This window comes from Bradyrhizobium sp. Unk1 (genome assembly GCF_059512345.1).
The window spans coordinates 95,187-120,157 of record NZ_JCAMOP010000015.1 but is presented as its reverse complement, the minus strand read 5'-3'; the positions used below and the strand labels follow the sequence as shown (position 1 = coordinate 120,157).

General features: G+C 63.6%; 27 protein-coding genes. 11 read left to right on the top strand and 16 right to left on the bottom strand.

Annotation, left to right across the window (positions count from 1 at the left end):
* Nucleotides 1-27: 27 nt before the first annotated feature.
* The 4 genes from AC5ZFO_RS20795 to AC5ZFO_RS20780 all read right to left on the bottom strand — a co-directional run bounded on the left by AC5ZFO_RS20795 (nt 28) and on the right by AC5ZFO_RS20780 (nt 3,482).
* Nucleotides 28-585 carry a CAP domain-containing protein gene (locus tag AC5ZFO_RS20795; protein ID WP_282519001.1) on the bottom strand — a complete coding sequence of 186 codons (558 nt, stop codon included), beginning with the start codon at nt 583-585 and terminating at the stop codon, nt 28-30.
* Between the two features lie 91 nt (nt 586-676).
* Complete coding sequence (locus AC5ZFO_RS20790) at nt 677-1,768, bottom strand: AMP-binding enzyme (protein ID WP_496122434.1); 1,092 nt, start codon at nt 1,766-1,768, stop codon at nt 677-679.
* Between the two features lie 7 nt (nt 1,769-1,775).
* Nucleotides 1,776-3,203 (bottom strand): methylenetetrahydrofolate--tRNA-(uracil(54)-C(5))-methyltransferase (FADH(2)-oxidizing) TrmFO, encoded by a 1,428-nt coding sequence (trmFO, locus tag AC5ZFO_RS20785; protein ID WP_282519002.1) that lies wholly within the window; start codon nt 3,201-3,203, stop codon nt 1,776-1,778.
* Nucleotides 3,204-3,329: 126 nt separating this feature from the next.
* Nucleotides 3,330-3,482, bottom strand: coding sequence for a DUF1127 domain-containing protein (locus tag AC5ZFO_RS20780; RefSeq protein ID WP_007590701.1), 153 nt, complete (start codon nt 3,480-3,482; stop codon nt 3,330-3,332).
* Between the two features lie 626 nt (nt 3,483-4,108).
* Between AC5ZFO_RS20780 and AC5ZFO_RS20775 the strand changes: the two genes are divergently transcribed.
* Nucleotides 4,109-4,435, top strand: coding sequence for a hypothetical protein (locus AC5ZFO_RS20775; RefSeq protein WP_282519003.1), 327 nt, complete (start codon nt 4,109-4,111; stop codon nt 4,433-4,435).
* A 60-nt stretch (nt 4,436-4,495) separates the two neighbouring features.
* Here the strand turns inward: AC5ZFO_RS20775 and AC5ZFO_RS20770 are convergent, their stop codons facing one another.
* Together AC5ZFO_RS20770 and AC5ZFO_RS20765 are read right to left on the bottom strand one after the other, a co-directional pair.
* Entirely contained in the window at nt 4,496-5,320 is an 825-nt protein-coding gene (locus AC5ZFO_RS20770) for a lytic murein transglycosylase (RefSeq protein WP_282519004.1), read from the bottom strand.
* 135 nt (nt 5,321-5,455) lie between these two features.
* Nucleotides 5,456-6,364 carry a DUF2189 domain-containing protein gene (locus AC5ZFO_RS20765; protein WP_282519005.1) on the bottom strand — a complete coding sequence of 303 codons (909 nt, stop codon included), beginning with the start codon at nt 6,362-6,364 and terminating at the stop codon, nt 5,456-5,458.
* A gap of 332 nt (nt 6,365-6,696) precedes the next feature.
* On the opposite strand from AC5ZFO_RS20765, the gene AC5ZFO_RS20760 reads away from it, so the two are divergent.
* Nucleotides 6,697-7,113 (top strand): DUF3597 domain-containing protein, encoded by a 417-nt coding sequence (locus AC5ZFO_RS20760; protein WP_282519006.1) that lies wholly within the window; start codon nt 6,697-6,699, stop codon nt 7,111-7,113.
* Between the two features lie 54 nt (nt 7,114-7,167).
* Here AC5ZFO_RS20760 and AC5ZFO_RS20755 read toward each other — a convergent pair whose 3' ends face one another.
* A complete protein-coding gene (locus AC5ZFO_RS20755; RefSeq protein ID WP_014495087.1) occupies nt 7,168-7,437 on the bottom strand; it encodes a GNAT family N-acetyltransferase in 270 nt (89 codons plus the stop codon).
* A gap of 250 nt (nt 7,438-7,687) precedes the next feature.
* Here AC5ZFO_RS20755 and AC5ZFO_RS20750 point away from each other — a divergent pair, with 250 nt between their 5' ends.
* Together AC5ZFO_RS20750 and AC5ZFO_RS20745 are read left to right on the top strand one after the other, a co-directional pair.
* Nucleotides 7,688-8,083, top strand: a complete 396-nt coding sequence (locus tag AC5ZFO_RS20750; protein WP_282519007.1) for a tetratricopeptide repeat protein — start codon at nt 7,688-7,690, stop codon at nt 8,081-8,083.
* Nucleotides 8,084-8,254: 171 nt separating this feature from the next.
* Nucleotides 8,255-8,653, top strand: a complete 399-nt coding sequence (locus tag AC5ZFO_RS20745) for an SPW repeat protein (protein ID WP_282519008.1) — start codon at nt 8,255-8,257, stop codon at nt 8,651-8,653.
* Nucleotides 8,654-8,702: 49 nt separating this feature from the next.
* Here AC5ZFO_RS20745 and AC5ZFO_RS20740 read toward each other — a convergent pair whose 3' ends face one another.
* From AC5ZFO_RS20740 to AC5ZFO_RS20730, 3 genes are all read right to left on the bottom strand, one after another.
* Nucleotides 8,703-8,978 (bottom strand): GNAT family N-acetyltransferase, encoded by a 276-nt coding sequence (locus AC5ZFO_RS20740; protein WP_282519009.1) that lies wholly within the window; start codon nt 8,976-8,978, stop codon nt 8,703-8,705.
* Nucleotides 8,979-8,989: 11 nt separating this feature from the next.
* Entirely contained in the window at nt 8,990-9,505 is a 516-nt protein-coding gene (locus tag AC5ZFO_RS20735) for a DUF3828 domain-containing protein (RefSeq protein WP_282519010.1), read from the bottom strand.
* A gap of 92 nt (nt 9,506-9,597) precedes the next feature.
* Nucleotides 9,598-9,960 (bottom strand): hypothetical protein, encoded by a 363-nt coding sequence (locus tag AC5ZFO_RS20730; protein ID WP_282519011.1) that lies wholly within the window; start codon nt 9,958-9,960, stop codon nt 9,598-9,600.
* Between the two features lie 94 nt (nt 9,961-10,054).
* On the opposite strand from AC5ZFO_RS20730, the gene AC5ZFO_RS20725 reads away from it, so the two are divergent.
* On the top strand, nt 10,055-10,555 hold the full coding sequence (locus AC5ZFO_RS20725; protein WP_282519012.1) for a hypothetical protein: 501 nt from the start codon (nt 10,055-10,057) through the stop codon (nt 10,553-10,555).
* A gap of 13 nt (nt 10,556-10,568) precedes the next feature.
* On the opposite strand, the gene AC5ZFO_RS20720 is transcribed toward AC5ZFO_RS20725, so the two are convergent.
* On the bottom strand, nt 10,569-11,192 hold the full coding sequence (locus AC5ZFO_RS20720; protein ID WP_282519013.1) for a glycoside hydrolase family 25 protein: 624 nt from the start codon (nt 11,190-11,192) through the stop codon (nt 10,569-10,571).
* Nucleotides 11,193-11,388: 196 nt separating this feature from the next.
* Between AC5ZFO_RS20720 and AC5ZFO_RS20715 the strand changes: the two genes are divergently transcribed.
* Nucleotides 11,389-12,996, top strand: coding sequence for an acyl-CoA synthetase (locus tag AC5ZFO_RS20715; RefSeq protein WP_282519014.1), 1,608 nt, complete (start codon nt 11,389-11,391; stop codon nt 12,994-12,996).
* A gap of 9 nt (nt 12,997-13,005) precedes the next feature.
* Complete coding sequence (locus tag AC5ZFO_RS20710; RefSeq protein WP_282519015.1) at nt 13,006-13,866, top strand: PCC domain-containing protein; 861 nt, start codon at nt 13,006-13,008, stop codon at nt 13,864-13,866.
* Between the two features lie 16 nt (nt 13,867-13,882).
* Here AC5ZFO_RS20710 and AC5ZFO_RS20705 read toward each other — a convergent pair whose 3' ends face one another.
* A complete protein-coding gene (locus AC5ZFO_RS20705) occupies nt 13,883-15,961 on the bottom strand; it encodes a DUF1217 domain-containing protein (RefSeq protein WP_282519016.1) in 2,079 nt (692 codons plus the stop codon).
* A 273-nt stretch (nt 15,962-16,234) separates the two neighbouring features.
* On the opposite strand from AC5ZFO_RS20705, the gene AC5ZFO_RS20700 reads away from it, so the two are divergent.
* From AC5ZFO_RS20700 to AC5ZFO_RS20690, 3 genes are all read left to right on the top strand, one after another.
* Entirely contained in the window at nt 16,235-17,002 is a 768-nt protein-coding gene (locus AC5ZFO_RS20700; protein WP_282519017.1) for an AAA family ATPase, read from the top strand.
* Nucleotides 17,003-17,883: 881 nt separating this feature from the next.
* The gene (locus tag AC5ZFO_RS20695) at nt 17,884-18,453 is read left to right on the top strand and encodes an SRPBCC family protein (protein ID WP_496122433.1); all 570 of its coding nucleotides are present in this window, start codon (nt 17,884-17,886) and stop codon (nt 18,451-18,453) included.
* 2 nt (nt 18,454-18,455) lie between these two features.
* On the top strand, nt 18,456-19,409 hold the full coding sequence (locus tag AC5ZFO_RS20690; RefSeq protein WP_282519019.1) for a YVTN family beta-propeller repeat protein: 954 nt from the start codon (nt 18,456-18,458) through the stop codon (nt 19,407-19,409).
* A gap of 82 nt (nt 19,410-19,491) precedes the next feature.
* Here the strand turns inward: AC5ZFO_RS20690 and AC5ZFO_RS20685 are convergent, their stop codons facing one another.
* Nucleotides 19,492-20,427, bottom strand: a complete 936-nt coding sequence (locus AC5ZFO_RS20685; protein WP_282519020.1) for a nucleoside hydrolase — start codon at nt 20,425-20,427, stop codon at nt 19,492-19,494.
* Nucleotides 20,428-20,462: 35 nt separating this feature from the next.
* The gene (locus AC5ZFO_RS20680; RefSeq protein WP_282519021.1) at nt 20,463-21,104 is read right to left on the bottom strand and encodes an HAD-IA family hydrolase; all 642 of its coding nucleotides are present in this window, start codon (nt 21,102-21,104) and stop codon (nt 20,463-20,465) included.
* A gap of 11 nt (nt 21,105-21,115) precedes the next feature.
* Here AC5ZFO_RS20680 and AC5ZFO_RS20675 point away from each other — a divergent pair, with 11 nt between their 5' ends.
* A complete protein-coding gene (locus AC5ZFO_RS20675; RefSeq protein ID WP_282519022.1) occupies nt 21,116-21,397 on the top strand; it encodes a DUF433 domain-containing protein in 282 nt (93 codons plus the stop codon).
* A gap of 28 nt (nt 21,398-21,425) precedes the next feature.
* Here AC5ZFO_RS20675 and AC5ZFO_RS20670 read toward each other — a convergent pair whose 3' ends face one another.
* Nucleotides 21,426-21,758 (bottom strand): hypothetical protein, encoded by a 333-nt coding sequence (locus AC5ZFO_RS20670; RefSeq protein WP_282519023.1) that lies wholly within the window; start codon nt 21,756-21,758, stop codon nt 21,426-21,428.
* A 45-nt stretch (nt 21,759-21,803) separates the two neighbouring features.
* Entirely contained in the window at nt 21,804-24,782 is a 2,979-nt protein-coding gene (gene uvrA, locus AC5ZFO_RS20665; protein ID WP_282519024.1) for an excinuclease ABC subunit UvrA, read from the bottom strand.
* Between the last annotated feature and the right edge of the window lie 189 nt (nt 24,783-24,971).

The window sequence follows — 24,971 nt, the reverse complement described above, 5'->3', positions numbered from 1 at the left end:
GTGCGAGCAAGATGGCCCGGCCAGGTCTCAGATACAGAGGCCGAGCAGCTTGACGTGGCAGCTGCTGGATTTCGGCTTGCTGGCGGGCGCGGCCTCGCGCTTCACGGCAACCAACGGCTCCCCGTCCTTCTTGCCTTTGCCCTTGCCCTTCGGCTCGTAGTCGCCCGCGATCACCATGGCCCAATAGGTCCGCTTGCCGCTGGCATTTCTGGCGCTCGCGATACCGACGCGGGAGGCGTTGTGCAGCAGCAGGTTCTTGCGATGCCCGGACGAGTCGATCCACTGTCCGAGCGTCTTCTCGAAATTGTCGTAGCCGTAAGCGATGTTCTCGGCCGCGCGGCCCGCGCCGGCCGGTGCGACGCGCCGGTTGAACGGGCCGAGCGCGTCGTGGCTGAGGTCGTCCTTCGCCGCCATCGCGCGGGCCTGGTCCATGGCGATGCGGTCGAGGGTTGAATCGCGGACGACGCGGACTTCGCCGTGCTTGAGGCGGAAGCTGGAGATCTGTTCGGCGGGGGACTCGGCCATCGCGGGCGCGGCTGCGAGCAGCAGAAGGCCAGCGGTCACGCTGCCAATCACACGATGCATCATCATCCCCCGAATGCCCATGACCCGCCGCCCGAATGATCCGATCGCTTCTCTATCGCCAATGTGGACGCTTCAAGGCGCGAGCAACCCCTCAGCTCGCCGGCAGGTCCGCCTCGAAGTTGAAACGGTCCCGCAGGTTCTTCCGCTGTTCCAGGATGTCCTTGAGGAAGGCGCGGTCCTGGTCGTTCTTCATCATCGGCTCGATCAGGTCGAGCTGGTTCATGGCGACCAGTTGCAGGATCTCGGTCCGCGGCTTGCCGCTGGTATCGCGGGGCAGCGCGTGTACGACCTGAATGTGCTCCGGCGGCTTTGGACCCTTGGCGGCCGAAAGCTCGCTCCGAAGCTCGCCTTCAAGCGTGGCCTGATCGGCCTCGACGAAGGCATAGAGCCCGACGCCGGAGCGGCGGTCGGCGAAGGCGACGATGGCGGTGTCGCGCACGGCCGGGTTCTTGCGGATCAGCTCGGCCAGCACCGGCGCGTCGTTGACCAGCCGGCGGCCGCCGCCCTCGCGGTCGGTGAAGTTGAACAGGCCGCGCGTGATCGCACGGTACACCTTCTTGCCGGTCGCGAGCCACAGGCTGGCGGCGAATGATTTCTTCGCCAGGATTTTTCGCTCGCGCGGCGTCAGCGCCTCGGGTGCATAGGAGCGCTTGTGCTTGAGCAGATGCCGCAGGTCCTCGTAGGCGAGGATGCGGTAGAGCCGGCCACGTCGGTTGAAGCAGGCCGCGAGCTGGAAGTCGGTCACGTAGGCGCGGCCGTCGCGGCCGACCAGCCAGTTCTGCTCCTTGGCGAGATCGTTGTGGCAGATTCCGGCGCGGCGCAGCCGGCGTAGCGCCGCCTTGGCCGAGCGGAAATAGGCGAGGTCGCCATGCGGCTTGGCCAGATGCAGCGCGACGCCGTCGACAAAGCCGCGCACGAGCGCCCGGCGACCGGCCCACAGCAAATCGGGGCCGACATTGAGGCCTTTGGCCAGCGCCAGCGCGTGCTTCTCACGCGCGAACAGGTGGCGCGCCAGGGGAAACGACCACCACGGCACTTCGTCGAGCCGGCGCAGCACGGCATCGACCTCGCCGCTGCCGCGGAAGCGGCCGCGCTCGACGGTTGAGAACACGTCGCGCTTGAGCAGCACGCCCTCGGTCCAGCGCGCCGACAGGGTCGCGGCGTCGTCTTTGGGAAGACTCATCGAAAACTCACGCGGCTGCGGCGATGCGCAGGTGATCGGCGATCCAGCGATCGAGATCGGCGAGCGCCAGCGCGCTCATCGCCTGCTTCTTGGCCACCGTCTTCTCGTTGCCGCGCAGGCGGGTGCCGTCGGGCTTCTTCGTTGGAGCATTCGCAAGCGGCGGGAACAGGCCGAAATTGATGTTCATCGGCTGGAACGAGCGCGCACCGGGCTCGATGGTTTCGATATGGCCGCCGGTGATGTGACCGAGCAGCGATCCCAGTGCCGTCGTAGCCGGCGGGCTCGCCAGTGTCTCGCCGCGCGCATCCGCTGCCGCATAGAGACCGGCGATCAGGCCGACGCTGGCGGATTCCACATAGCCCTCGCAGCCGGTCATCTGACCGGCGAAGCGCAGCCGCGGCTGCGCGCGCAGGCGCAGTTGGCCGTCGAGCAGCTTTGGCGAGTTGAGGAAGGTGTTGCGATGCAGGCCGCCGAGGCGGGCGAATTCGGCCTTCTCCAGCCCCGGAATGCTGCGGAAGATGCGCTGCTGTTCGCCGTATTTCAGCTTCGTCTGGAATCCGACGATGTTGTAGAGCGTGCCGAGCTTGTTGTCCTGGCGCAGCTGCACGATCGCGTAGGCCTTCGTGGCGGGATCGTGCGGGTTGGTGAGGCCGACCGGCTTCATCGGGCCGTGGCGCAACGTCTCGGGGCCGCGCTCCGCCATCACCTCGATCGGCAGGCAGCCGTCGAAATAGGGCGTGTTGGTCTCCCATTCCTTGAACTCGGTCTTCTCGCCTGCGATCAGCGCGGCGACGAAGCCGTCATACTGCTCCTTGGTCATGGGGCAGTTGATGTAGTCGGCGCCGGTGCCGCCGGGGCCGACCTTGTCATAGCGCGACTGGAACCAGGCCACTGACATGTCGATGGACTCGCGATGCACGATCGGCGCGATCGCGTCGAAGAAAGCGAGCGCGTTCTCGTCGGTGAGCTCGCGAATGGCGTCGGCGAGTGGCGCGGAGGTGAGGGGGCCGGTCGCAACGATGACGTTGCTCCAGTCGCCCGGCGGCAGGCCTGAAACCTCGCCGCGGGCGATCTCGATCAGGGGGTGGTCGTTGAGCGCCTTGGTGACGGCCGCCGAGAAGCCATCGCGGTCCACCGCGAGCGCGCCGCCGGCGGGCACTTGGTTGGCATCGGCCGCACGCATGATTAGCGAGCCGAGCCGGCGCATTTCGGCGTGCAGCAGGCCGACGGCGTTGTTGGCGGCGTCGTCCGAGCGGAACGAATTGGAGCAGACGAGCTCGGCGAGCCCATCGGTGCGGTGCGCCTCGGTCATGCGGTCCGGCCGCATCTCGTGCAGCACCACGGGCATGCCGGATTTGGCCACCTGCCAGGCGGCTTCGGAACCGGCAAGGCCGGCGCCGATCACGTGCACAATGTTGGATTGGGGTCCTGTCATGGGGCGGACAGGTAGCGCTTTTCGGCGGTCAGTGGAATCGCCGAAATGGAGTTTTCTGCCATCAGAAACGACAACGCCCGCACGAGGCGGGCGCTATCGGTTCGTCCGGTGAAGGGCTGAACGATATCAGCCCTGATACTGACCGGCGGCAACGCGCGGGATGTCCGAGCGATCGAGGCCGATGTCGGCCAGTTCGCGATCGCTGAGCTGGGACAGCTCGGCAACATTGCGCTGATAGTCCCGGAAAGCCTGGATCATGCGGATGAGCGAGAGCAGCATTGGTAGTCTCCTGTAGTTCGATTCAGCCCTTGCCCGAGCCTCATCGTTGAAATGAATATAGGTGAGAGTGGTGCAGTGCAAAAGTTCCGATGTTGCGATGCAGCTAAGCGCGTGGTGCATAGCGTTGGTAACGGACGATTAACCCGAGAGCACTCCCGCCCAAAGGGTAGGCGGAATGGGGAATTGTTTGCCATAAATCACCGTGAATTCACGGGTTTACTGCAAGCATTCGCGTTTGCGGCAAGGTGGAAATAGGTCGCGTTCCAAGCGCTCGCAAGGCGATCAGTCAGCGCCTGTACCCAAGTCTCGCATGCACGAATCGCATGGTGATGGAATCATAAAGATGAATGTTAGTTCATACTTTTGAAGATACCGGGCGACGGCTCCGACTCGCTCTGGTTGGCGGATCACCAGACCGGGCGAGGAGCCCTGCCGAAACTCATCCTGCCTCGTTCCAGACCGCAACCGCCTCTTTGGTGCGGCGCACACACGCCGAACGTGTGGCGTTCATTACAAGGGTGTAATGAAAATCAGAAATTTCGCATGGTGCCTCTGCGCCGCACGCAACATCACGCAATTCTCGCGAGGAATTTATTGCGGCAAGTTGCCGCGCCCGGAGGAAAGTCATGCCGCAGATTCCGGCAATGTCGCTGGTTCTGTCCCAAGAAAAAGAGAAGGAAAGTAACATCATGACGAAGTTACTCGGGGTTATCGCAATTGCCGCCGTCGCGTTCGCCGTCGCGCCGGCCCAGGCCGCCAAGCATGCCATGGGCGGCTGCAGCTCGGCCAATCTGGAGAAGACGGAGACCGCGATCGAGGCCATGGCCGACGGCGACAGCAAGTTCGTGGCGCAGAAGGAAATCGCGGCTGCGCAGGACGCGCTGCTCAACGGCAAAATGGGTGTGTGCGGCGCGCACCTGAACAAGGCGATGAACGCCACGATGGGTAAGTAAACGCACCAAGAGAGGGCCGATCGCCGGGCGATCGGCCCTACGCGTCCTGGCGGGCGCTATTTAAGGGGCGCGTGCGAGCTGGGTTGCGAAATAGGCGACGGTCTTGGAGTAGACTTCGCTCTTGTTCCACTGCTGCAACACCGCAAAATTCGGACTGCCCGGCTGCCAATCCTTGCCGCGCTGCCAGCCGTAGCCGGCGAGATAATTGGCGGTGGAGGCGAGCACGTCGGGTGCGTTGTGCAAGAGGTCGCGCTTGCCATTGCCGTCGAAATCGACGGCGTATTTCATCCAGGACGACGGCATGAACTGGGTCTGGCCGAGCTCGCCGGCCCATGCGCCCTTCATGTCGGCGGGGGCGAGGTCGCCGCGCTGGACGATGCGCAGCGCATCCAAGAGCTCGGCACGAAACTGGTCGGAGCGGCGGCAATCATAGGCCAGCGTTGCCAGCGAGCGGATGGTGGCGAACTTGCCGATGTTGACGCCGAAATCGGTCTCGAGACCCCAGATCGCGACCAGCACCTCGCCCGGCACGCCGTAGGTCTGTTCGATGCGGGACAGCACCGAGCCGTACTGCTTCATCATGTTGGAGCCGCGCTGCATGCGCGGCGGCACCATGCGGCCGGAGAACTCCTCGAAGGTCTGGGTGAAGACTTTTTGCGAGCGGTCCCGGTTAAGCACGCTCTGATCGAGCGTCACGCCGGCAAGCCCGGCGGCAACGGCCTGCTGCGAGACGCCCTTGGCCGTGGCGTCGGCTTTGAAGTCCGCGAGCCAGGCGTCGAAATTGCCCGAGCCGCAGGCAACAGCGGCGAGGGCTGGCTGGGCGGTTAGGATTGACGCGGAGAGGGCGAAGGCTGCGAGAGCGAGACGAGAAATCGTCGGGGTCATCAGATGAAATGGATTCCGTGAAGTGATCTGACCGGCGGGCGCAATTTCGATTGTAACCGCGGCCAAAGCAAGGCGTATGACAGCATGGAATCCTGCCCGAGCCGAGCCCGGGCAGGATCGCATGTCACGATATCGTCAGGCGTCCGTCCGATTCCGCCAAGGGAAGAGGTTGGCGGGGAAGTCGGCGGCCGGCTTGCGCGGGCGATGCGGTGGGGGCGGCACCGGACGTGCACCGGGCTCCGAGACGATCACCTTGCGGTAGAGGTGCCATGTGGCATGGCCGAGCAGGGGGATCACCACGGCAAGGCCAATGAACGCCGGGATCGTGCCGAGCGCCAGCAGCACCGCGACAATCAGGCCCCAGGCCGCCATCGGCACCGGGTTCTTGGCGACGACGCGCAGCGACGTCACCATCGCCTCGAACGCGCCGGCATGGCGGTCGAGCATCAAGGGGAACGACACCGCGCTGATGCAGAGCGCGGCAAGCGCAAACAGGAAGCCGGTGCCGCAGCCAACCACGATCAGCCACCAGCCTTGCTGGGTTGTCAGCACGCGCGTCATGAAATCCGAGATCCCGGTCGCGCCCTCATAGCCGAACGCCGCGACATAGATCGCCTGAGCGGTCGCAACCCAGGTCACGAACAGAGCGAGCAGCAGTGTGCCGAGACCGAGCATGGCGCCGAACGAAGGCGAGCGCAGCACCTCCATGGCATCCCAGGCGCTGGCCTCCTCATAACGTTCGCGCCGGCTGGAGAGCTCATAGAGACCGAGCGCGGCGAACGGGCCGATCAGCGCGAAGCCTGCCGCCAGCGGGAACAACAGCGGCAGCACCGAATAGCCCATCACCGCGCGGGCGAGCACGAGGCCCAGCACAGGATAGATCACGCAGAGGATGATGGCGTGGCTCGGCACCGCCTTGAAATCTTCCCAGCCGCGCCTGAGCGCGTCGTGCAGATCGGACAGTTGGATGGTTCGGATCACCGGTCCAGCCGCATCCGCGGTCTGGGCCACAGTGGGGACATTGCCCGGGTAGAGTGTGGCCATGGTCGCTAGCTCCCTTGCCATGCGGCCGAATTCGGCGCCGGCAACGGCGCAAGCGGCCGCTTTTCTGAGTTTCGCGATTCCGGCCAGACGCGAATTCCGGACGTCATCGCGAGCTGAAGCTGGAGCCTACGCCCATTTCCGAGTCCTGTCCCACACGCTTGGTTGAGATTCGATGCCGCACCGCAACTTCAACGATGTCATTCGGTCGTCATTTCGCCGCAGATAAGCTGATGCTGGTTGTCAGTTCGCAGAACTTCGCGGGCGCAACGCAGTAACTTCGTCTATAAGTGGCACTCAAGGCCCTTCCAACGGATCCTTTTCGGGGAGAAGACATGAGCATTTTCGGGAAAATCATGGGCGCGATCTTCGGCAGCCATCCGGCTTCAGCCGCGCCCGCAGGCAGTGCACCGTCGGGCAGCGCACCGTCGGGCAGCGCGCCCGCCGGCGCCGCGCCGGGCGGATCGGCGCCTGCTGCCGCGCCCGCGTCGACAGTGGACGTTGCTTCGATCGTCGATGCGGCGGTCGCCGCCCACAAGGGCGAGAAGCTCGAGTGGCGCACCTCGATCGTCGACCTGATGAAGGCGCTCGACATCGATTCCAGCCTCGCTGCGCGCAAGGATCTCGCCAAGGAGCTAGGCTACAGCGGCGACACCAACGATTCCGCGAGCATGAACGTCTGGCTGCACAAGCAGGTGATGTCCAAGCTCGCCGCCAATGGCGGCAAGCTGCCGCCGGAGATCAAGCACTGACCGATTGCTCGGTCGTAAGCCAGGGGCCCGCGATCTCGCGGGCCCCTTTTGCGTTCAGGCGACGAGGTCTGCCTCCTCCGGATGCCTGTCGAGATAGTCGACGACGAAGCCGCAGCCGGCGATCACCTTCTTGCCGTCACGGCGGATCAAGTCCAGCGCGCCCTTGACCAACTCGGATGCAATGCCGCGGCCGCGTAGCGCGCGCGGCGTCTCGGTATGGGTGATGATCACGGCCGACGGCGTCAGCCGGTAATTGGCGAAGGCGATTTCGTTGCCCGCATCGAGCTCGAAGCGACTCCTGTCCTTGTTGTCCCGTACCGCCATGCCAGATCCCTTCGAAGCGCTGCGTGTTCTCTGATCTAGGCGCCTGAACCGGCCCTTGCCAAGGTGCGACCAAGGGAGGTTGTCGCAGGGGAGATATCCGGAAAATGCGTGTCCCGCTCAGCCTTGATGCGCTGCTTGCGGCGCTCGCCTCGACCGCGCCGGTATCGGCTGCGGCCGAAGGCGGTCCGGCCTGGAGGCCTGCGTCGGGCTGGCCAGCACGCCGGACGCGCGCATCAAAGCCTGCTCGAACGTGATTGATACCAGGAGCGAAAGCGGGCAGAGGCTCGCCGGCGCCTATTGCAATCGCGGCCATGGGCTCACCGAGAAACGCGAACTCGACGCCGCATTGTCCGATCTCGATGAGTCGGTTCTGCTCGATCCCGGCTATGCCTGCGCCTGCAACAATCGCGGCCGCGTCTACAGCTTCAAGCGCGACTATGATCGTGCCATCGCCGACCACGACAAGGCGCTGCAATACGATCCCTCCGACGTGTTCTCCTGGAACAACCGCGGCCAGGCCAGGCTGCGCCTCGGCGACAGGCAGGGCGCGATTGCTGATTTCCGGAAGGCGCTGGAATTGCGTCCAGGGCTGCCGTCCGCCCATGATGCACTGCAGAAGCTCGGGGCGCTAACGCGTGAGCCATGATTGGCTCGTTGTTTCGCTTGCAAAAAACATTGGTCAGTCTTGCAATCGTGCACCCGGTTCCCCAGGTGTTGTTTCAGGACATACGCCCGAATGCGGCCGGCAGGGTCGCTAGACGTTCGGAGTATGATGATTGCCAGCCGCCGACGTATGCCTCTTTTGTAGGAGGGTACGATGTCGGACTTTAGTTTCTTCAATACTCATCGAACGTGGGAAGATTGGTGCGGGATGCTGCTCGGCGCGCTGATCGTCGCGTCGCCGTGGTTCCCCATCCAGGATCACGCGCCGGTCGTCGAATACCAGGTGATGGTCCTGAACACCGTCGCGATCGGCCTCGTCGTATTCGGCCTCAGCCAGCTCGAATATGTCGCGTTGCAGCGCTGGCAGGAGGTGGCGACGATCCTGGTCGGGCTCTGGCTCATCGTCTCGCCCTATGTGTTCGGTTATTCCGGCGAAGGTTTTCTCCGGATCTACCACACGACTCTGGGAGCGGTGGCGGTAATCCTCGGCGTGCTCCAGCTGTGGCAGGACTGGGATCTGAGTGACCAGGATATGCTGAAGCATGGGCAATAGGCGGTAGATTTGAGCAGGCCCGCCGCGCGCTCGGTGGGCCTGCGCTCGCCTAACTCTTCACCAAATCCGCATACTCAGGATGTTTTTCGATCCATGCCTTCACGAACGGACATTGCGGGATCAGCTTCAAGCCGGCCGCGCGGACCTGATCGAGCGCGCCTTGCACCAGCTTCGAGCCGACGCCCTTGCCGCCGAGCTCCTTCGGCACGTCGGTATGCTCGAAGGTGATGACGTTGCCGTCGAGCTTGTAGTGTTCGGTCGCGAGATGGCCCTCCGCCTCCAGCTCGAAGCGATGATCGGCCTTGTTATCGATGACGTCGCTCATGGTGTCTCCCGTCAGGTCTTCAACGAGTCCGTCAGCATCTTGCGGATCGACCAAGCCTCGCCGTCGGACGAGCCCTTGATGTCGTCGATCCGCCAGCTATTGGCCTCGCGCACGAAGTCATAACGCACGATCTGGTCGGCGGGTTTGCGGTCGTTGCGGTGGCCGTTGATGGTCACCGCGATCGTCGCCTTGTCGGCCTCCATCTTCTCCGCGTCAACCTTGAAGGATTTCACGTCCGGTTCCTGCGAGTTGGTGACGGGATCGAAATCGACCGGTCCGACATCGCCCTTCGGCGTATGCGCATCCGCCTTGGCCCACAGCGCGACCAGCGCCTTGGAGAGATATTTTGTCTTGGCCGCCTTGTTCTCGATGATGAAGGCGCCGCCGCCATCGCCTTTGCCCTTGGCTGCGCGGGTGTAGATGGCGGTCAGGATCGCGACGGGATCGCTGGAGACAGGCATCACGGCGAATGCCGGGGAGGCGGCGGCAAGCAGAGAGGCGGCGACGAAGGTCCGACGGGTGAACATGAAATGTCTCTGAGATAATGATGTGCGACCGCAGGGCCGGACCGGCCGGCGTCAGCGCGTATCTCTGTAGACCGATGGAGCGGCCGTTCGGTTCAATCGGTCGCTTTGGCGAGCCTGGAATCTTCAGATTGCGGCTGCGGGCGGAGGCAACCCTGGCAGATGACGAGGGAGCGGGTGACCCTGGCGTCCTGCTCGGCCTCGATGCCGTCCTGGGCCTGCCACCATTCCTTCGAATAGGGCTGAAGTCCGGCTTGCGACCTGTTGCGCTCGGAGCCAGCGTCGGCGCGCGTGGCACGCGGAGCCCCGGAACGTGGCTGGTTGGGATCCTCGCCGGCGCCATCCCAGGCATAGCGCGCAGGCTTGAAGGCGGGGTCTGCGGAGAGGTGCGCCTGAGGCGCCACGGCACATCCGGCGAGCGCCAGCGACAACAGGAGGAAGGCGGGCGCTTTGACCATGATGCGGCACTCTGTACGCGAGAACTGAGCGAAGTTGCGCCGATCATGTTTAAAATTCCCTGAACGGTTGCGGCTACGCCGGCGACAAACGCGAATGCGATATCTGGCCCTCCTGCTCACACTGCTCGCCGCCGCTGCGCGCGCCGATGATGCAAAACCGTTCAATCCGGCCGACTATCCGCCCGCCGTGCAGAAGGCGTTGCGCTACGCCAATGAGGAATGCGACAGCCAGGATGGCGGCCTGGTGACCTTCGCCCCGGACACCGTGCGCAAGATCGACCTGACCGGGGACGGCCGTGAGGATTACATCGTCGATTTCCGCGACACCAAATGCGGGGAGCGCGAGACCGCCTATTGCGGAACCGGCGGCTGCGTCATGAACGTCCTGGTGACTCTGCCCGATGGCAGCGTGCGCCCCGTGTTCGACGGCTATGTCCGCAGCTACAAGATTTTGCCGCCGCCGATGAAGCGTGGCGCGGCGCGCACCATTCGCTTCGATCTGCACGGCAGGTATTGCGGCGGTTTCGGTGCGCAGGCCTGCTGGAAGCAGAAGGCCATCACGGCGACGCCGTTTGCGTTCAAGCAGCCGCAATAGCCGGGCGTTACCGCTATTTTCCCCACCAGCTCTTCAATTGGGTTGCGGTGCCGTTGTAGTTTTCGCGGTCGCAACGACCGATGCCGTCGACGTCGTGCGGCTGAGGTCCGACCCCGCCGTCAGTGTACTGCCACATCGTCCACGTGCTCCAGCATGGCGGGACGACCGGCGTCGGCCCGTACTGCGCGAGCCAGAACCAGCAGTTCTTGAGAATGGGATCGACTGTCGTTCCCAGGGCACGCTTGATGGTATGACCGCTGTAGAAGCCCGGCCAGCGGCCGAGCTTGTCGTGGACGTGGGTGACGAACGCGCGGGCCTCCTCCAGCGTCATGCTGGTGCCGGTCGGATTGTCCTCGAAGTCGAGCACGACCACCGTGCTGGCGTCGGGTTCGACGACTTCGAGGAAATGCTCGGCCTGCGAGACGCCGTTGGCGCCGGTGCCGAAATGATACGCGCCGAACAGGAGTTGCGCTTCGAGGGCGGCATCCCTGTTCTTCTTGAAGGTCGGATCGGCATAGGCCTCGCCCTGTGTCGCCTTCTGGATCACGCCGATGATCCCGTCGGCCTGTGCCTTGTCGAAGCGAAGTCGCGTTCCGTTGTGATGCGACAGATCGATAACTGAGTTGCTGACTGGCAAATCATCCTCCTGTTGACGAAACAACGATGATTTGCGGCCACAGTCCGTGATTTGATCGTGACCGGATCGTGAACGGGACAAGCAGCCGGCATGACGACCTGCGCCGGGCCGCCTTGCGACGGTTGCTCGGATCGCGATAAATGGGCTGCAAGGAGCGGGCGGCTCGTGCGCCGTCCGCCGTCGAAGAGGAAGCCCGATGCAGCCCCTGCGCATGTCCCGCCGCGTCATGAATCTCGCTCACATGCTGACCCAGAATGCGCGGCGGCATGGGTCGCGTCCCGGCTTCGTCTGGGGGGACAAATCCTGGACCTGGCGCGAGATTGATGCGCAGGTGTCGGCGCTGGCCGCTGCACTCGCCGCGCGCGGCATCGCCAAGGGCGACCGCATCCTCGTCCATTCCAAGAACGGCGACGAGATGTTCTTCTCGATGTTCGCCGCGTTCCGGCTCGCTGCGGTCTGGGTGCCCACCAATTTCCGCCTGATGCCGGATGAGGTCACCTATCTCGCGCAGGCCTCCGGCGCGAAGGCGTTCCTGTGCCATGTCGATTTTCCCGAGCACGCTGCAGCCGTGAAGGGCGGTGCGCTGGAGTTCACCTGGAGCGTCGACGGCAAGGGCTCGTTCGGCGAGCGCTCGGTGGCGGAAGCCATCGCCTCGCAGGCTGGTGCAAGCGTTGCGAACGTCGCCGTCGAGCACGACGATCCCTGCTGGTTCTTCTTCACCTCCGGCACCACAGGCCGCTCCAAGGCCGCGGTGCTGACCCACGGCCAGATGGGTTTTGTCGTCACCAATCACCTCGCCGATCTCACCCCCGGCGTCACGGAAGCCGACGCATCGCTGGTGGTGGCGCCGCTGTCGCATGGCGCCGGCGTCCATCAGCTGGTGCAGACCGCGCGCGGCGTGCGCACCGTGCTGCTGCCGACGGAGAAATTCGACATCGACGAGGCGTTTCGCCTGATCGAGGCGCATCGGGTCAGCAATCTCTTCACGGTGCCGACGATCCTGAAGATGATGGTCGAGCATCCCGCCGCCAGCAAATACGATCATTCCTCGCTGCGTCACGTGATCTACGCCGGCGCGCCGATGTACCGCGAGGACCAGAAGGCCGCGCTGAAGAAGCTCGGCAAGGTCATCGTGCAGTATTTTGGCCTCGGCGAGGTCACCGGCAACATCACCGTGCTGCCGGCGGCGCTGCATGATCCCGAGGACGGGCCTTATGCGAAGATCGGCACCTGCGGCTTCGAGCGCACGGCCATGCAGGTCTCGATCCAGGACGACGAGGGCCGCGAGCTGGCCGCCAATCAGAGCGGCGAGATCTGCGTGATCGGGCCTGCCGTGCTTGCCGGCTACTACGACAACCCCGAGGCCAATGCGAAGGCGTTCCGCAACGGCTGGTTCCGCACCGGTGACCTCGGGCACATGGACGAGGAGGGGTTCGTCTACATCACGGGACGCGCCTCCGACATGTACATCTCCGGGGGCTCCAACATCTATCCGCGCGAGATCGAGGAGAAGATCTTGACGCATCCCGCGGTCGGCGAGGTCGCCGTGCTCGGCGTGCCCGATGCGACCTGGGGCGAGGTCGGCGTCGCCGTCTGCGTCGCGCGCGAAGGCGAGAAGCCGGTGAGCGAAGCGGAGATGGCTGCGTTCCTCCTGCCGAAGGTGCCGCGCTACAAGATGCCGAAGCGGTTCTTCTTCTGGGAAGCCTTGCCGAAGTCCGGCTATGGCAAGATCCCGAAGCGCATGGTGCGCGAAGAGCTCGAGGCGCGCGGGCTGCTCGATCTCGACAACAAGCAGGCGGGCTGAGCATACGCGATGCGAAGTATCAAGCAGCCGGGCGCGCCTGTCCCCGAACGCATCCAATGGGTCGAGGCGAGGGGGCGCGCGTTCTCGTTTAGGCTCGAAGCGGGCCTGCCGCTGCTCGAAGCCGCGCGGCGTGGTTTTGCGGCAGAGGGGTTTGCCAGTGGCGTGCTGAATTTTGGCGGCGCTGCGCTCGGACCATTCGCATATGTGATGCCGGCGCTGTCGAAGACAGGTGAGAACGCAGCGTTCTACAGTGACACTTTTCGCCCCAGCGGCGTGACGCGGACGAAACTCGCCAGCATGACGCTCGGTATGCGCGATGGCGCGCCGTTCTTTCATTGCCACGGGCTCTGGACGGAGGCGGACGGCAAGGCAAGCGGTGGGCACATGCTGCCGGACGAGACTGTTGTCGCCGAGCCGTTCGAGGTCGAGGCTTTCGGCATCGACGGTGCAATGTTCGCCGCGGAGCCCGATCCCGAGACCAACTTCAAGCTGTTCGGGCCGGTCGCGGCCGCGAGCACCGGCGCGCGCACGACGAGCAGCGCCTTCGCGCTGCGGCTGCGTCCCAACCAGGATTTTGCCGGCTGCCTCGAAGGTTTTTGCCGCGCGCACGGCATCGCCCGCGCGAAGATCCACGGCGGCGTCGGCTCGACCATCGGCGCGCGCTTCACCCATGGCGGGGGGACCGAGCCGTTCGCGACCGAACTCGCAATAACGGCCGGTGCGATCGCGCCTGGCCCTTCCGGCGGGCTGGAAGCCGCGCTCGATGTTGCACTGATCGACTACACCGGGGGCATCGCCGAAGGTTGCTTGGTCCGCGGCGATAATCCCGTGCTGATGACCATGGAGCTGGTGCTCGAGGTGTTGGGCTAGTATCGGCGAGCGATCATCAGTGAGCACGTAGCTTGGCGATGGCCAGGAACGTGGATTGACTTATCCCAGATAAGCCTGAGCTCGATCCTTGAAAGAGGTTGAGCAAGGGAGATTGACCCTGGTCGATGCTCTGGCTGTTTCTGACGTCATACATGGCGGAGAACCGGCTCAACAGTTTTTCAACCTTCGCCGGATCGGAAAGATCCTTGATCTTCATGAATTTGTCCACGACCTTGGCTTGCTGATCGATCTGCATCGAGGCCATCGAATCGGGCAAATCGAAAGCGGTCCTGAACACCTCCGAAAGAGCCTTGTCGGCAAGGATGTCGTATGCGGACGTGATTTCTCCCGCTCCCGCCTTTCGCTGGAAATAAAGCGCAAGGCGTACGCCGGGATTCGTATCCCCCTGCTGCTGCTCCAGGCTTTGCTGGAGATAGTTCGCCTGTGTTTCCCGGAATTGATCTCGCTTCTGAGGACCCATCATCGGGAGGCGCGCGACGTTACCCTTGCTGTCGAAGTTGAACGACGACACGATGTCGGCAAAGCGAGGATCGCTCTGCGTGTTCGCGAAGCTCTTTGGGTTACTCAGGTCCGAGGCGAAGATCTTCTTGAGAAATTCGTTGCTGACCTTCTTAGGGTCCAACCCCTTGGCCAAGAGAATGAAATCGACCATCGGCCTGTTTGCGAGAAGCTCGGAAACGCTGTCGATGCCTGCGATTGCCTCTTGATAAGCCGTCGCATCTTTCGTGGCTAATGCCTTAACTGCCTTCTGATCCTGAGGGCTTGCCTGTTTCAGCGCAGCAACGACGTATTCCCTCGCGATCTGGAGGACCTGAGCCGAGTCCTGAGCCACCAAGGGGGTTGTCAGATTGCCTTTTGCGTCGAAGTTGAAGGCGCGTGCGAGTTCTACGTATCGATTGTCCTTGAGGGTATAGACGTAGCTCTTGGGGTTGTTGAGGTCGCTTTCGAGGACTGCCGTGATTGTCGCCTTCGAGACCGTTCCGGGATCGAGGCCGACGGCGCCCAGCGCAAAATCATACACGCTAGGTGTCGATACGAACGCCTGGACTGAATTGATCTTGCTGAGGTCCTTTCTGAATTGCTTGATCGCCTGAGCTTCGTATATCGGACTTGCCGCCGCATAGACGGCGGCCTTGCTGTCGTCGAACTTCTTTTTCGTGAGCGTGATGTTTGCAGAAGTCTGCGCAGGTACACCCGACGGAAGTGACCCATCGGGCGAAAACTCGAACGCGCCGGCCAGGTCTACAAACCCGTTAATCGTCGTTATCTGGCCGCTGAGGCTGGAGATGCTCTTCGTAGATAATTCCAGGTGATATTTTTCGACCAGGATCTGGATGTTCAACTGGGTCACGTCGGCGCCCGGCTGCGATAGTTGCTTCGTGTAGTCGGATATCTTCAAATCGGCGGCGTTGGCATCTGCTTGGGCTTGAGCAAGATTGGCTTTGAGGCCGGTCAACTGAGAAGCGAAGGTGGTGTTGACGTAGCTATTTGGATCGGATGGATCGCTGCGCAGGACCTGGCTGATCGTGTCAGGCGGCCACTTGCTTTGATCGATCCCGTATGCCGAATAGACATAGTTGCGAAGACGGTCGTTGTTCAGGAGTTGGTCAGCGCTGCTGATCTTGCCGATTTCAGCGCTGTAGTACTTCGAGTCGGCGGCAAGCGCATCGACCTGGTTCTTCTTGGTCGTCGTGTACAGACCGATCATCTCGTCGGTCTGGTCCCCCGATTGCGCAACCGGCGTTGCACCGCCATTGAAGGAGAATGCCGCGGCAAACTCCCGGTAGCGCTTGTCTACCAGCTTGTTGACGAAGCTCTTTGGGTCGGAGAGGTCGCTCTCCAGCACCTTCTTCATGAAAGCCTTGGCGTAGGCCATGTCTTCCAGGCCATATGCCTTCATTGCATAATGATACAGGCGATAATCCTTCATAAGATCATCGACGGTCCGCACCTTGCCGATGTTGGCTTTGTAATAGGCGGATTCTCGCGCGACGTCGGGTTGCTGTTCAACCCGCGTCAGGGACTGCTTGAGATGGTGCGCAATGTAGTTGTAGCTGAAATACGTTGATACCATCGCGCACTCCTCGCGGCGTTAAGGTCCCGGTCGTCCGTCAATCATTGCCGGGTCGCGGGTGTGGGCTGGCCTCATGCCAGCAAATTGTCTCACAGCTAAGTTTTCCAAGGGCGGTTTCCGGCCCACAAGCTTAGGTTTTGGTTTGTGTCCAACCGACCCATGTCGGGTTTATTTCTATCTGTTTCTAAATGTTTCTCAGATGCGGCTTTCGCGAGGGTTGTGTTCTTGATATGTTCCGTTCGAGCGACTGGTCGGAATGGGGGGAAGCCGGGCATGAGCCGAAGAAGCAATCGCACAATCAATCTGCCGGCGCCGTATCTGAAACGGGTCTGGCTCGACCCGACGCAGGTTCACGATCGCGAGGCCTATCCGTTTTGCCTGCCCATCTTCCCGGATGATTTCGAGCTCAACTTCGACGCCGCCATCACGATCATCGTCGGGGAGAATGGCACCGGGAAGTCCACGATCCTCGAGGGTATTGCAGCGCTGGCCGGCTACGACGATGCCGGTGGAGGCAAGGGCTACATGCCCGTCGACCATTCCGAAGCGCGGGAGAAGATGGGCGGCCAGCTTTCCAGGGCCTTGCGCGCAAGCTGGCTGCCGAAGATCACCAACGGCTGGTTTTTTCGCGCCGAGAGTTTTTTCTCGGTGGCGCGATATCTCGACAAGGCCGCACGTGATGCCGGCCAGGCCGGCCCCGACTTCCTGTCGCATTCCCATGGCGAAGGTTTTCTGCGCTTCTTCGAAGAACGCTGCCAGCGCCAGGGTATCTTCATCTTCGATGAGCCGGAATCGGCGCTGTCGCCGGCGCGTCAGATCGAATTCCTGAAGCTCTTGCGACGCATGGACGATTCCCGCATCTGCCAGGTCATCATGGCGACCCATGCGCCGATGCTGATGGCCTATCCAAATGCGCAACTGCTTCGGCTCGGAAAATACGGCCTGGAGCCGACGACGGTGGAGCAGACCGATCACTACCGGGTGATGCGCGAATTCTGCGACGATCCACGCGGGTTCGTGGAGGCGACGCTGGCGGAGTAGTCGAGGCACGCACCCAGCGCTTGCTCCCTCCGTCGTCATTGCGAGCGCAGCGAAGCAATCCAGAATCTCTTCGCGGCGGCAGTCTGGATTGCTTCGCTGTGCTCGCAATGACGGTTTGGGCGACATGCTTCGTCTTCCGACTGGCGTTTGAACTCGCGGACACACTTTCTCGTTCTCGCGGCGTATTCCGCCCGAGCTTTGCGTCAGGTGCCGCCCTCGAAGATGCCGAGGGCGCAGGGAAGGCCGGGTGCCGGCTGGCACAAGCGGTCCACTGTGCGGAAATTGCGCTACGAAGTTTGCACAGCGGCATACAGGTGAAGCCAAACATCCGGCCTTCCCTGCGCAGTGGTTTGACGGCTTATGCCGAGCTCTCCCCGGGGAGCGATGCACTATTGCCCCCGTCGCCTTGCGGATGACTGATGTTGCGGACCCGGTCGGGCCGCCACATCACCGCTAGACTTGGCGCACAGACCCCGGGCGCCAGGACGGCACGGTTTTACCGTACGCAGGCTGCACCGGTCGTGTGCGCGCGGCGTTCGCTCACGGTTGCCCGCCCTGCAAATCACCTTCGCGCCGACGCTGCCTGCGTCCACCACGTCCCATCCCGCGTGTCGTGACGATCGCGATACGCCCCTCGGCCGGGCTGGGATGGCTTTCTATATGATAATCCGAAATACGGATAAAGAGAATTATTTCTGCGTGGGGTGGTTGACCCGCCCATTGGGTGTTTTGCCCGCCGGGCGGTGCAAGGGGTAGTGGGACGCGCGAGCGCGCGCCGCAGCGCCGCCACGAACAGGTCTCCCCTCGGCCGCAAAATGCGCTACCATGATCTCAGCGCGCCTCAAGTCGCGCAGGATCAACGAGACGCATGAGGAAACGAGATGAGGGTGACGATTGGACGGCGCACGGTCATGGGCGCGGTGCTGACTGCCGCGGGCGCGGTGGCCTTGACGGCGGCGTTTGGCCCGGCCTGGGCGCATGGGCCGACCCGGCAGAAGGTGCGCGAATCCATCGAGATCAACGCAGCCCCGGCCAAGGTGTGGGCCGCGATCGGCAATTTCCAGGACATGAGCTGGCTGCCGCCTGTTACCAAGACCGAGGGCGAAAAGGGCAATGAGATCGAAGCGACGCGGCGGCTGACCCTGACGGGAGGCGCCACCGTCGATGAGGAACTCTACAAGTTCGACGCTGCCGCGATGACCTATTCCTACCGGATCACCAAGGTGGACGTGAAGGTGCTGCCGGTCACCAATTATTCCTCGACGCTGACGGTGACGCCGAGCGCCGACGGCAAGAGCGCGACGCTGGAATGGGCCGGCGCGTTCTACCGTGGCTTCCCCAACAACGATCCGCCGCCGGAGCTGAGCGACGAGGCCGCGGTGAAGGCGGTGAAGGGGCTCTATCAGGCCGGCCTCGAAGCGCTGAAGAAGAAGATCGAGAGCGGAAGCTGACTGTGCGGGCGCGGGTCCTGGCGGCGCTCGCCGCCAGCCTTTGCGCTGCCGGTATTGGCAGCGCGTCCGCTGAAGAGGCATTCGTCACCAACCAGCTCAGTGACGATCTGATGGTCGTGGACCTCGCGACATCGCGCAGCGTCGCGACCATTCCGATCGGCGGCAAGCCGGCCGGCGTGGCCGTCAGCGCGGATGGGCGCTTTGCCTATGTGACCAGCCCCGACGCCAAGGCGGTGACCGTGGTCGACGCGGCAACGCGGCAGGTCTCGGGGCGGATCGAGGTGGGCGGCGGGCCGCTCGGCATTGCCGTGACGCCCGACGGCAAGACGCTCTACGTCGCGGATTGGTATGCCGCCGCGGTGCGGGTGATCGATACGGCCTCGCGCAGCGTCACGGCCAGCATCGCGGTCGGCGCTTCGCCGTCCGGCCTTGCGGTGACGCCTGACGGCAGGCTGCTGCTCTCGGCGGACCGCGACGACGACAGCGTCTCGGTGGTGAATACCGCGACGCGTGAGCGCAAAGCGACCATCAAGGTCGGCACCCGTCCGTTCGGCGTCACCATCGATGCCGAGGGAAAACGCGCCTACACCGCCAATGTCGGCTCCAACGACGTCTCGGTGATCGACATCGCCGCGAGCCAAGAGATCGGCCGCGTGCCGGTCGGGATGCGTCCCTATGCCGTGGCGCTGACGCAAGGGCGCGGCTTCGTCACCGACCAGTATGGCGGCACCGTCAGCGTGTTCGACCTGGCGACGCTGAAGCCGATCAAGCGGATCAATGTCGGCGACTATCCCGAAGGCATCAATGCGACCGCCGACGGCAAGCGCGTCATCGTCGCCTGCTGGGAGAGCAACACTCTGAGCATCATCGATGCCACTGAGCTGAAGGTGATCGGCGAGGTCAAGACCGGCGACGGCCCGCGGGCGTTCGGGGCGTTTCTCAGGCGGACGGAGTAGGGGGCGTGAAGCATCTGTAGCCTGCATGGAGCGAAGCGGAATGCGGGGACACTTTCCCGGATTGCGCTTCGCTCCATCCGGGCTACGGCGCTAAACCACTTTTAGATCCGGCAAACGCCTTCAACTTCAGGAAAAAGTCCTTCAGGATCGGGTTGCGATCCACATAGGTCACGTAGCGGATCGGATGCCGCCGGCGATCGATGCTCCACGTGATCTGATCCGTGAGAACCGGGGCCGGGATGATCACGCTCGGCGCCCAATCGGGATTGAGAAGCCAGCCGACCGGCGCCATGTCCCAGATCTCCTTGGCCCAGCCCAGATGATCAGACGAGTATTCCTTGAAGCGCATGGCGAGGAACGCGCCGATGCTGCCATGCGGTTCGACGTAGCGCTCGATCTCCGGCACCGTGCTGTGAAGGTGCGAGGTGACGCCCTTGCATGGCACGAGCACGAGCGGCACGCCGCTGTCCAACAGCACCTGCGCGCCGCCGACGTCCTGCTTGAGGTTGAACTCGATCGTGTGCGGCCATTCCAGCGCATGGCCGCCAAGCCAGACCACCACCACGCGGTCGATGATGTCGGGGGCCTTGAGCAGCGCCGAGGCGACATTGCTAATGGCGCCGATGGCAATGACGTAGAGCGGATTGTCCGGAGAGCCTGCGCGCGCCCGGGCCACGAGGTCGTTGACGGCGGGGGCGGCCTGCGCCGTCTTGCCGGGGCCGACATAGTCGGTGACGCCGCGATGAACCAGGCCTTCCGGCGCGACATTGAGGCGCTCGAGCAGGCGAAGGATTTCCTGGTAGCTCAGCTCCATGCCGTGGCCGGGACTTTTCGAGCGTGTGTTGAAGAACGGCGCGGCGTAGATCGCCTCGACGTCGAACCGGTCCTTCGACAGCAGCATCTGCACCAGCGCGAACTGATCGTCGATCTCGTTGTAGGTGTCGGTGTCGAGCACCACGCGCACCTTGCCCGCCGGCGGCTCCAGGAGTTTGAGGCGGGCTGCGTCCGTGAGTGTCATTGCCGTCTCCCTTGGCGGGGCGTGTCGATTGCGGATCAGGCTTTGAGCGGAATCCGGCAGACCACGTCCGCAATCTCCTCCATCTGCGCGAACATGTGGTCGGGCGCAAGCGCCTGTAGCGCCGCCGGCGCGGCATAGCCCCAACTGACCGCGCCGCAGGCGATGCCCACGGCCCGCGCGGCCTCGATGTCGCGGACCTCGTCGCCGATGGCGATGACCTTGCCCGGCTCCACGCCCGCGCGCCGGACGACGCGCCGGAATTTTGCGGGCTTGCCGAACAGCGATGCCGCGCAGTCGAAATGCGCAAACAGGGCGGCGGACTCGCCAAGCTTCTCGCGCGCATTGGATTCGCTGTCCGACGTCACCAGCGCGAGCTGCACGCCGTTATTGGCGAGCGTCTGCAGCATCGTCTCGACGCCCGCGAACAGGGGAATCTCCGCAGCCGCCTCCGCCTTCAGCCGCCGCGCATGTCGCGCGATCGCCGGCAGCTTCCACAGCGGGACCTCGAGCCGGGTGAGGATCTCACGGCTCGAAGCATGCCGTAGCGCTTCGATTTCGTCATCCGCGACGCGACGAAAATTGAAGCGGTCGGCGACATCGTTGATGGTCCGCAGGAACCATGGAAAGCTGTCGGCCAGCGTGCCGTCGAGATCGAAGATGGCGAGGGAGTAGGGCATGGAGGAGGGTTTTGGAGTTCGCTGAAAAACGAGACGTGGCGTGCTATTATTTCAGGACAATTCAAGGACAGTCATGCGACACGAGCACATTGAAATCAACCCTGCGATCATGGAGCAAGCCCGTCATCCGTGGGACGCGCGTGCCGGTCGAACTGGTGTTGCACGAACTGGAGGCTGGCATGGCCACCGAGGCCATCATAGCGGAGCACCCGCGGCTTACGCCGGATGATGTTCGGGCGGCCCAGGCCTTCGCGACCGATCATTGGGCCGCGGAAGACATCTTTTGTCGCTGAATCGTGCTCTGGCTCGCGGACGAATGCGTCACCGCAATTTGCGCACGTGAACATTGATGTCGAGATCGATGTTGCTGACGCAGGTTTGAGTAGTCCGGTGAGAGCCGCCCTCGTGCCAGGGACCATCGCGTGTGCGGGCGTTGGTGATATTGGCGAGCTTCAGGCATCGCCATTGCGGCAGCGGTCCGCTGCTCTCGCCGGCGAACTGCCAAGCCAGTACGGCTTCCTCACCGATCTTGTTGGTACCGATGATATGCGGACAAAGTTCGCGATAGCGCCCCTCGTAGATGCAGGTCATCTGCTGCTCGGCGAGGATTGCCTTGCGGAAGAGCATGTAGGTGCGGCTGGGCATCGCGGACACTTACAGCCTTTCCCCGATGATCCCGCGGACGAGGCGGAGTGAATTCTACTCCGCCGCCTCGCTCGTGCTCCGCCGCTTCGGCTTCCTTGCCTTCTTCAGCACCGGGTCCAGAAACTTGCCCGTGTAGCTCCGCGGCGCTTTCGCGATATCCTCCGGCGGGCCCCAGGCGACGATCTCGCCGCCGCCGTCGCCGCCTTCGGGGCCGAGGTCGATGACCCAGTCTGCGGTCTTGATGACTTCGAGATTGTGCTCGATGACGACGACCGTGTTGCCCTGCGCGACCAGCTCGTGCAGCACTTCCAGCAGCTTCTTGACGTCGTGGAAATGAAGACCGGTGGTCGGCTCGTCCAGGATGTAGAGCGTGCGGCCGGTGGCGCGCTTGGACAGCTCCTTGGCGAGCTTGACGCGCTGGGCTTCGCCGCCCGACAGGGTCGTGGCCTGCTGGCCGACATGGATGTAGTCGAGGCCGACGCGGTGCAGGGTCTGGAACGTCTCGCGCACGCGCGGCACCGCCTTGAAGAAGTCGGCGGCTTCCTCGACGGTCATGTCGAGCACGTCGGCGATGCTCTTGCCCTTGAACAGGACCTCCAGCGTCTCGCGGTTGTAACGCTTGCCCTTGCAGACGTCGCAGGTGACGTAGACGTCGGGCAGGAAGTGCATCTCGATCTTGATGACGCCGTCGCCCTGGCAGGCCTCGCAGCGGCCGCCCTTGACGTTGAAGGAGAAGCGGCCGGGCTCGTAGCCGCGCGCCTTGGCTTCGGGCAGGCCGGCGAACCATTCGCGGATCGGCGTGAAGGCGCCGGTGTAGGTCGCGGGATTCGAGCGCGGGGTGCGGCCGATCGGCGACTGGTCGATGTCGATGATCTTGTCGATGTGCTCGAGACCCTCGATGCGATCGTGGGGTGCGGCGCCTTCGCTGGCGTTGTTCAGCTTGCGGGCGATGGCCTTGTAGAGCGTGTCGATCAGCAGCGTCGACTTGCCGCCGCCGGAGACGCCGGTGACGGCCGTGAACAGGCCGAGCGGAATTTCGGCCGTGACGTTCTTGAGGTTGTTGCCGCGCGCGTTGACCACCTTGATGGTGCGGCGATGGTTCGGCGGGCGCCGCTCCGGCACCTCGACCTCGAGCTCGCCGGTCAGATATTTGCCGGTGAGCGATTTCGGGTTGCGCATGATCTCGGCGGGCGTGCCTTCGGCGACGATGTTGCCGCCATGCATGCCGGCGCCGGGGCCGATGTCGAGGACGTAATCGGCAAGCAGGATCGCGTCCTCGTCATGCTCGACCACGATCACGGTGTTGCCGAGGTCGCGCAGGCGCTTGAGGGTGTCGAGCAGGCGCGCGTTGTCGCGCTGGTGCAGGCCGATCGAGGGCTCGTCCAGCACGTAGAGCACGCCCGTCAGCCCCGAGCCGATCTGCGAGGCGAGGCGGATGCGCTGGCTCTCGCCGCCGGACAGCGTGCCGGACGAGCGGGACAGGGTGAGGTAATTGAGGCCGACGTCGAGCAGGAAGGTGAGGCGCTCGCGGATCTCCTTGAGGATGCGGCCGGCGATCTCGTTCTGCTGCGTGTTCAGCGCCTCGGGCACGGTCTCGAACCATTCGCCGGCCTTCCTGACCGACAGCTCCGAGATCTCGCCGATATGCTTGCCGCCGATCTTGACGCAGAGCGCCTCGGGCTTCAGCCGGAAACCCTTGCAGCCCTCGCACGGGACGTCGTGGAAATATTTCGCGAGCTCCTCGCGCGCCCACTCGCTCTCGGTCTCGCGATAGCGGCGGTTGATGTTGGTGATGACGCCCTCGAACGGCTTCTTGGTGTCGTAGGAGCGGACGCCGTCTTCGTAGGAGAACTTGATTTCATCCTCGCCCGAGCCATGGAGGATCGCATTCTGCGTCTTCTTCGGCAGATCCTTCCATTTGGTGGTCAGCGTGAACTTGTAGTGCTTGCCGAGCGCCGTCAGCGTCTGGACGTAGTAGGGCGATGACGACTTGGCCCAGGGCGCGATCGCGCCCTTGCCGATGGCGAGCTCCTTGTCGGGGATGACGAGATCCTCGTCGACATGCTGCTCGACGCCGAGGCCGCCGCAGGCCGGGCAGGCGCCGTAGGGATTGTTGAACGAGAACAGGCGCGGCTCGATCTCCGGAATCGTGAAGCCGGAGACGGGGCAAGCGAATTTTTCCGAGAACAGGATGCGCTCAGGCCCGCTCTTGTCGTGAATTTTTGCGGTCTTCTTCTTCTCCTCGACGGGCGCCGCCGCTGCAGGCGCATCGGCGAACTCGACGACGGCGAGGCCCTCCGCGAGCTTCAGCGCGGTCTCAAAGCTTTCGGCGAGGCGCTGGCCGATGTCGGCGCGCACCACGATGCGGTCGACCACGACGTCGATGTCGTGCGGAAATTTCTTGTCGAGCGTCGGCGCTTCCGCGAGCTCATGGAAGGTGCCGTCGATCTTGACGCGCTGAAAGCCCTTCTTGAGCCATTCGGCGAGCTCCTTGCGGTACTCGCCCTTGCGGCCGCGCACGACGGGGGCGAGCAGATAGAGGCGGGTGCCCTCGGGCAGCGCCAGCACGCGGTCGACCATCTGCGAGACGGTCTGGCTCTCGATCGGCAGACCCGTGGCGGGCGAATAGGGCACGCCGACGCGCGCCCAGAGCAGGCGCATGTAGTCGTAGATCTCGGTGACGGTGCCGACGGTCGAGCGCGGGTTCTTCGAGGTCGTCTTCTGCTCGATCGAGATCGCCGGCGACAGGCCGTCGATCTGGTCGACATCAGGCTTCTGCATCATCTCCAGGAACTGGCGCGCATAGGCCGACAGCGATTCGACGTAGCGGCGCTGGCCCTCGGCATAGATGGTGTCGAAGGCGAGCGAGGATTTGCCGGAGCCTGACAGCCCGGTGAACACCACCAGCTTGTCGCGGGGAATCTCGACGTCGACATTCTTGAGGTTGTGCTCGCGCGCGCCACGGATCGTAATTGCGCGCAGGCTGGATCCCGCGTTCTGCTGTTGGCGCTTCGCCTTGATCACTTCATCCATCCGAGTTGCCCTCAAGGAATCCCAAAGGTGCGCGATCGCGCCAACAAAAAAGGCGCGCGTCGCCCGGAACCGGGATCGGCGCCGATGGGTATGCCAGCGAACGTAGGAAGAACGGGGACGGATTTCCAGTGGCGTGTGCGAATCGTCAACGGATTGTTGGCGCGCTGGCGGCATCTGGCAGGAGCAGGG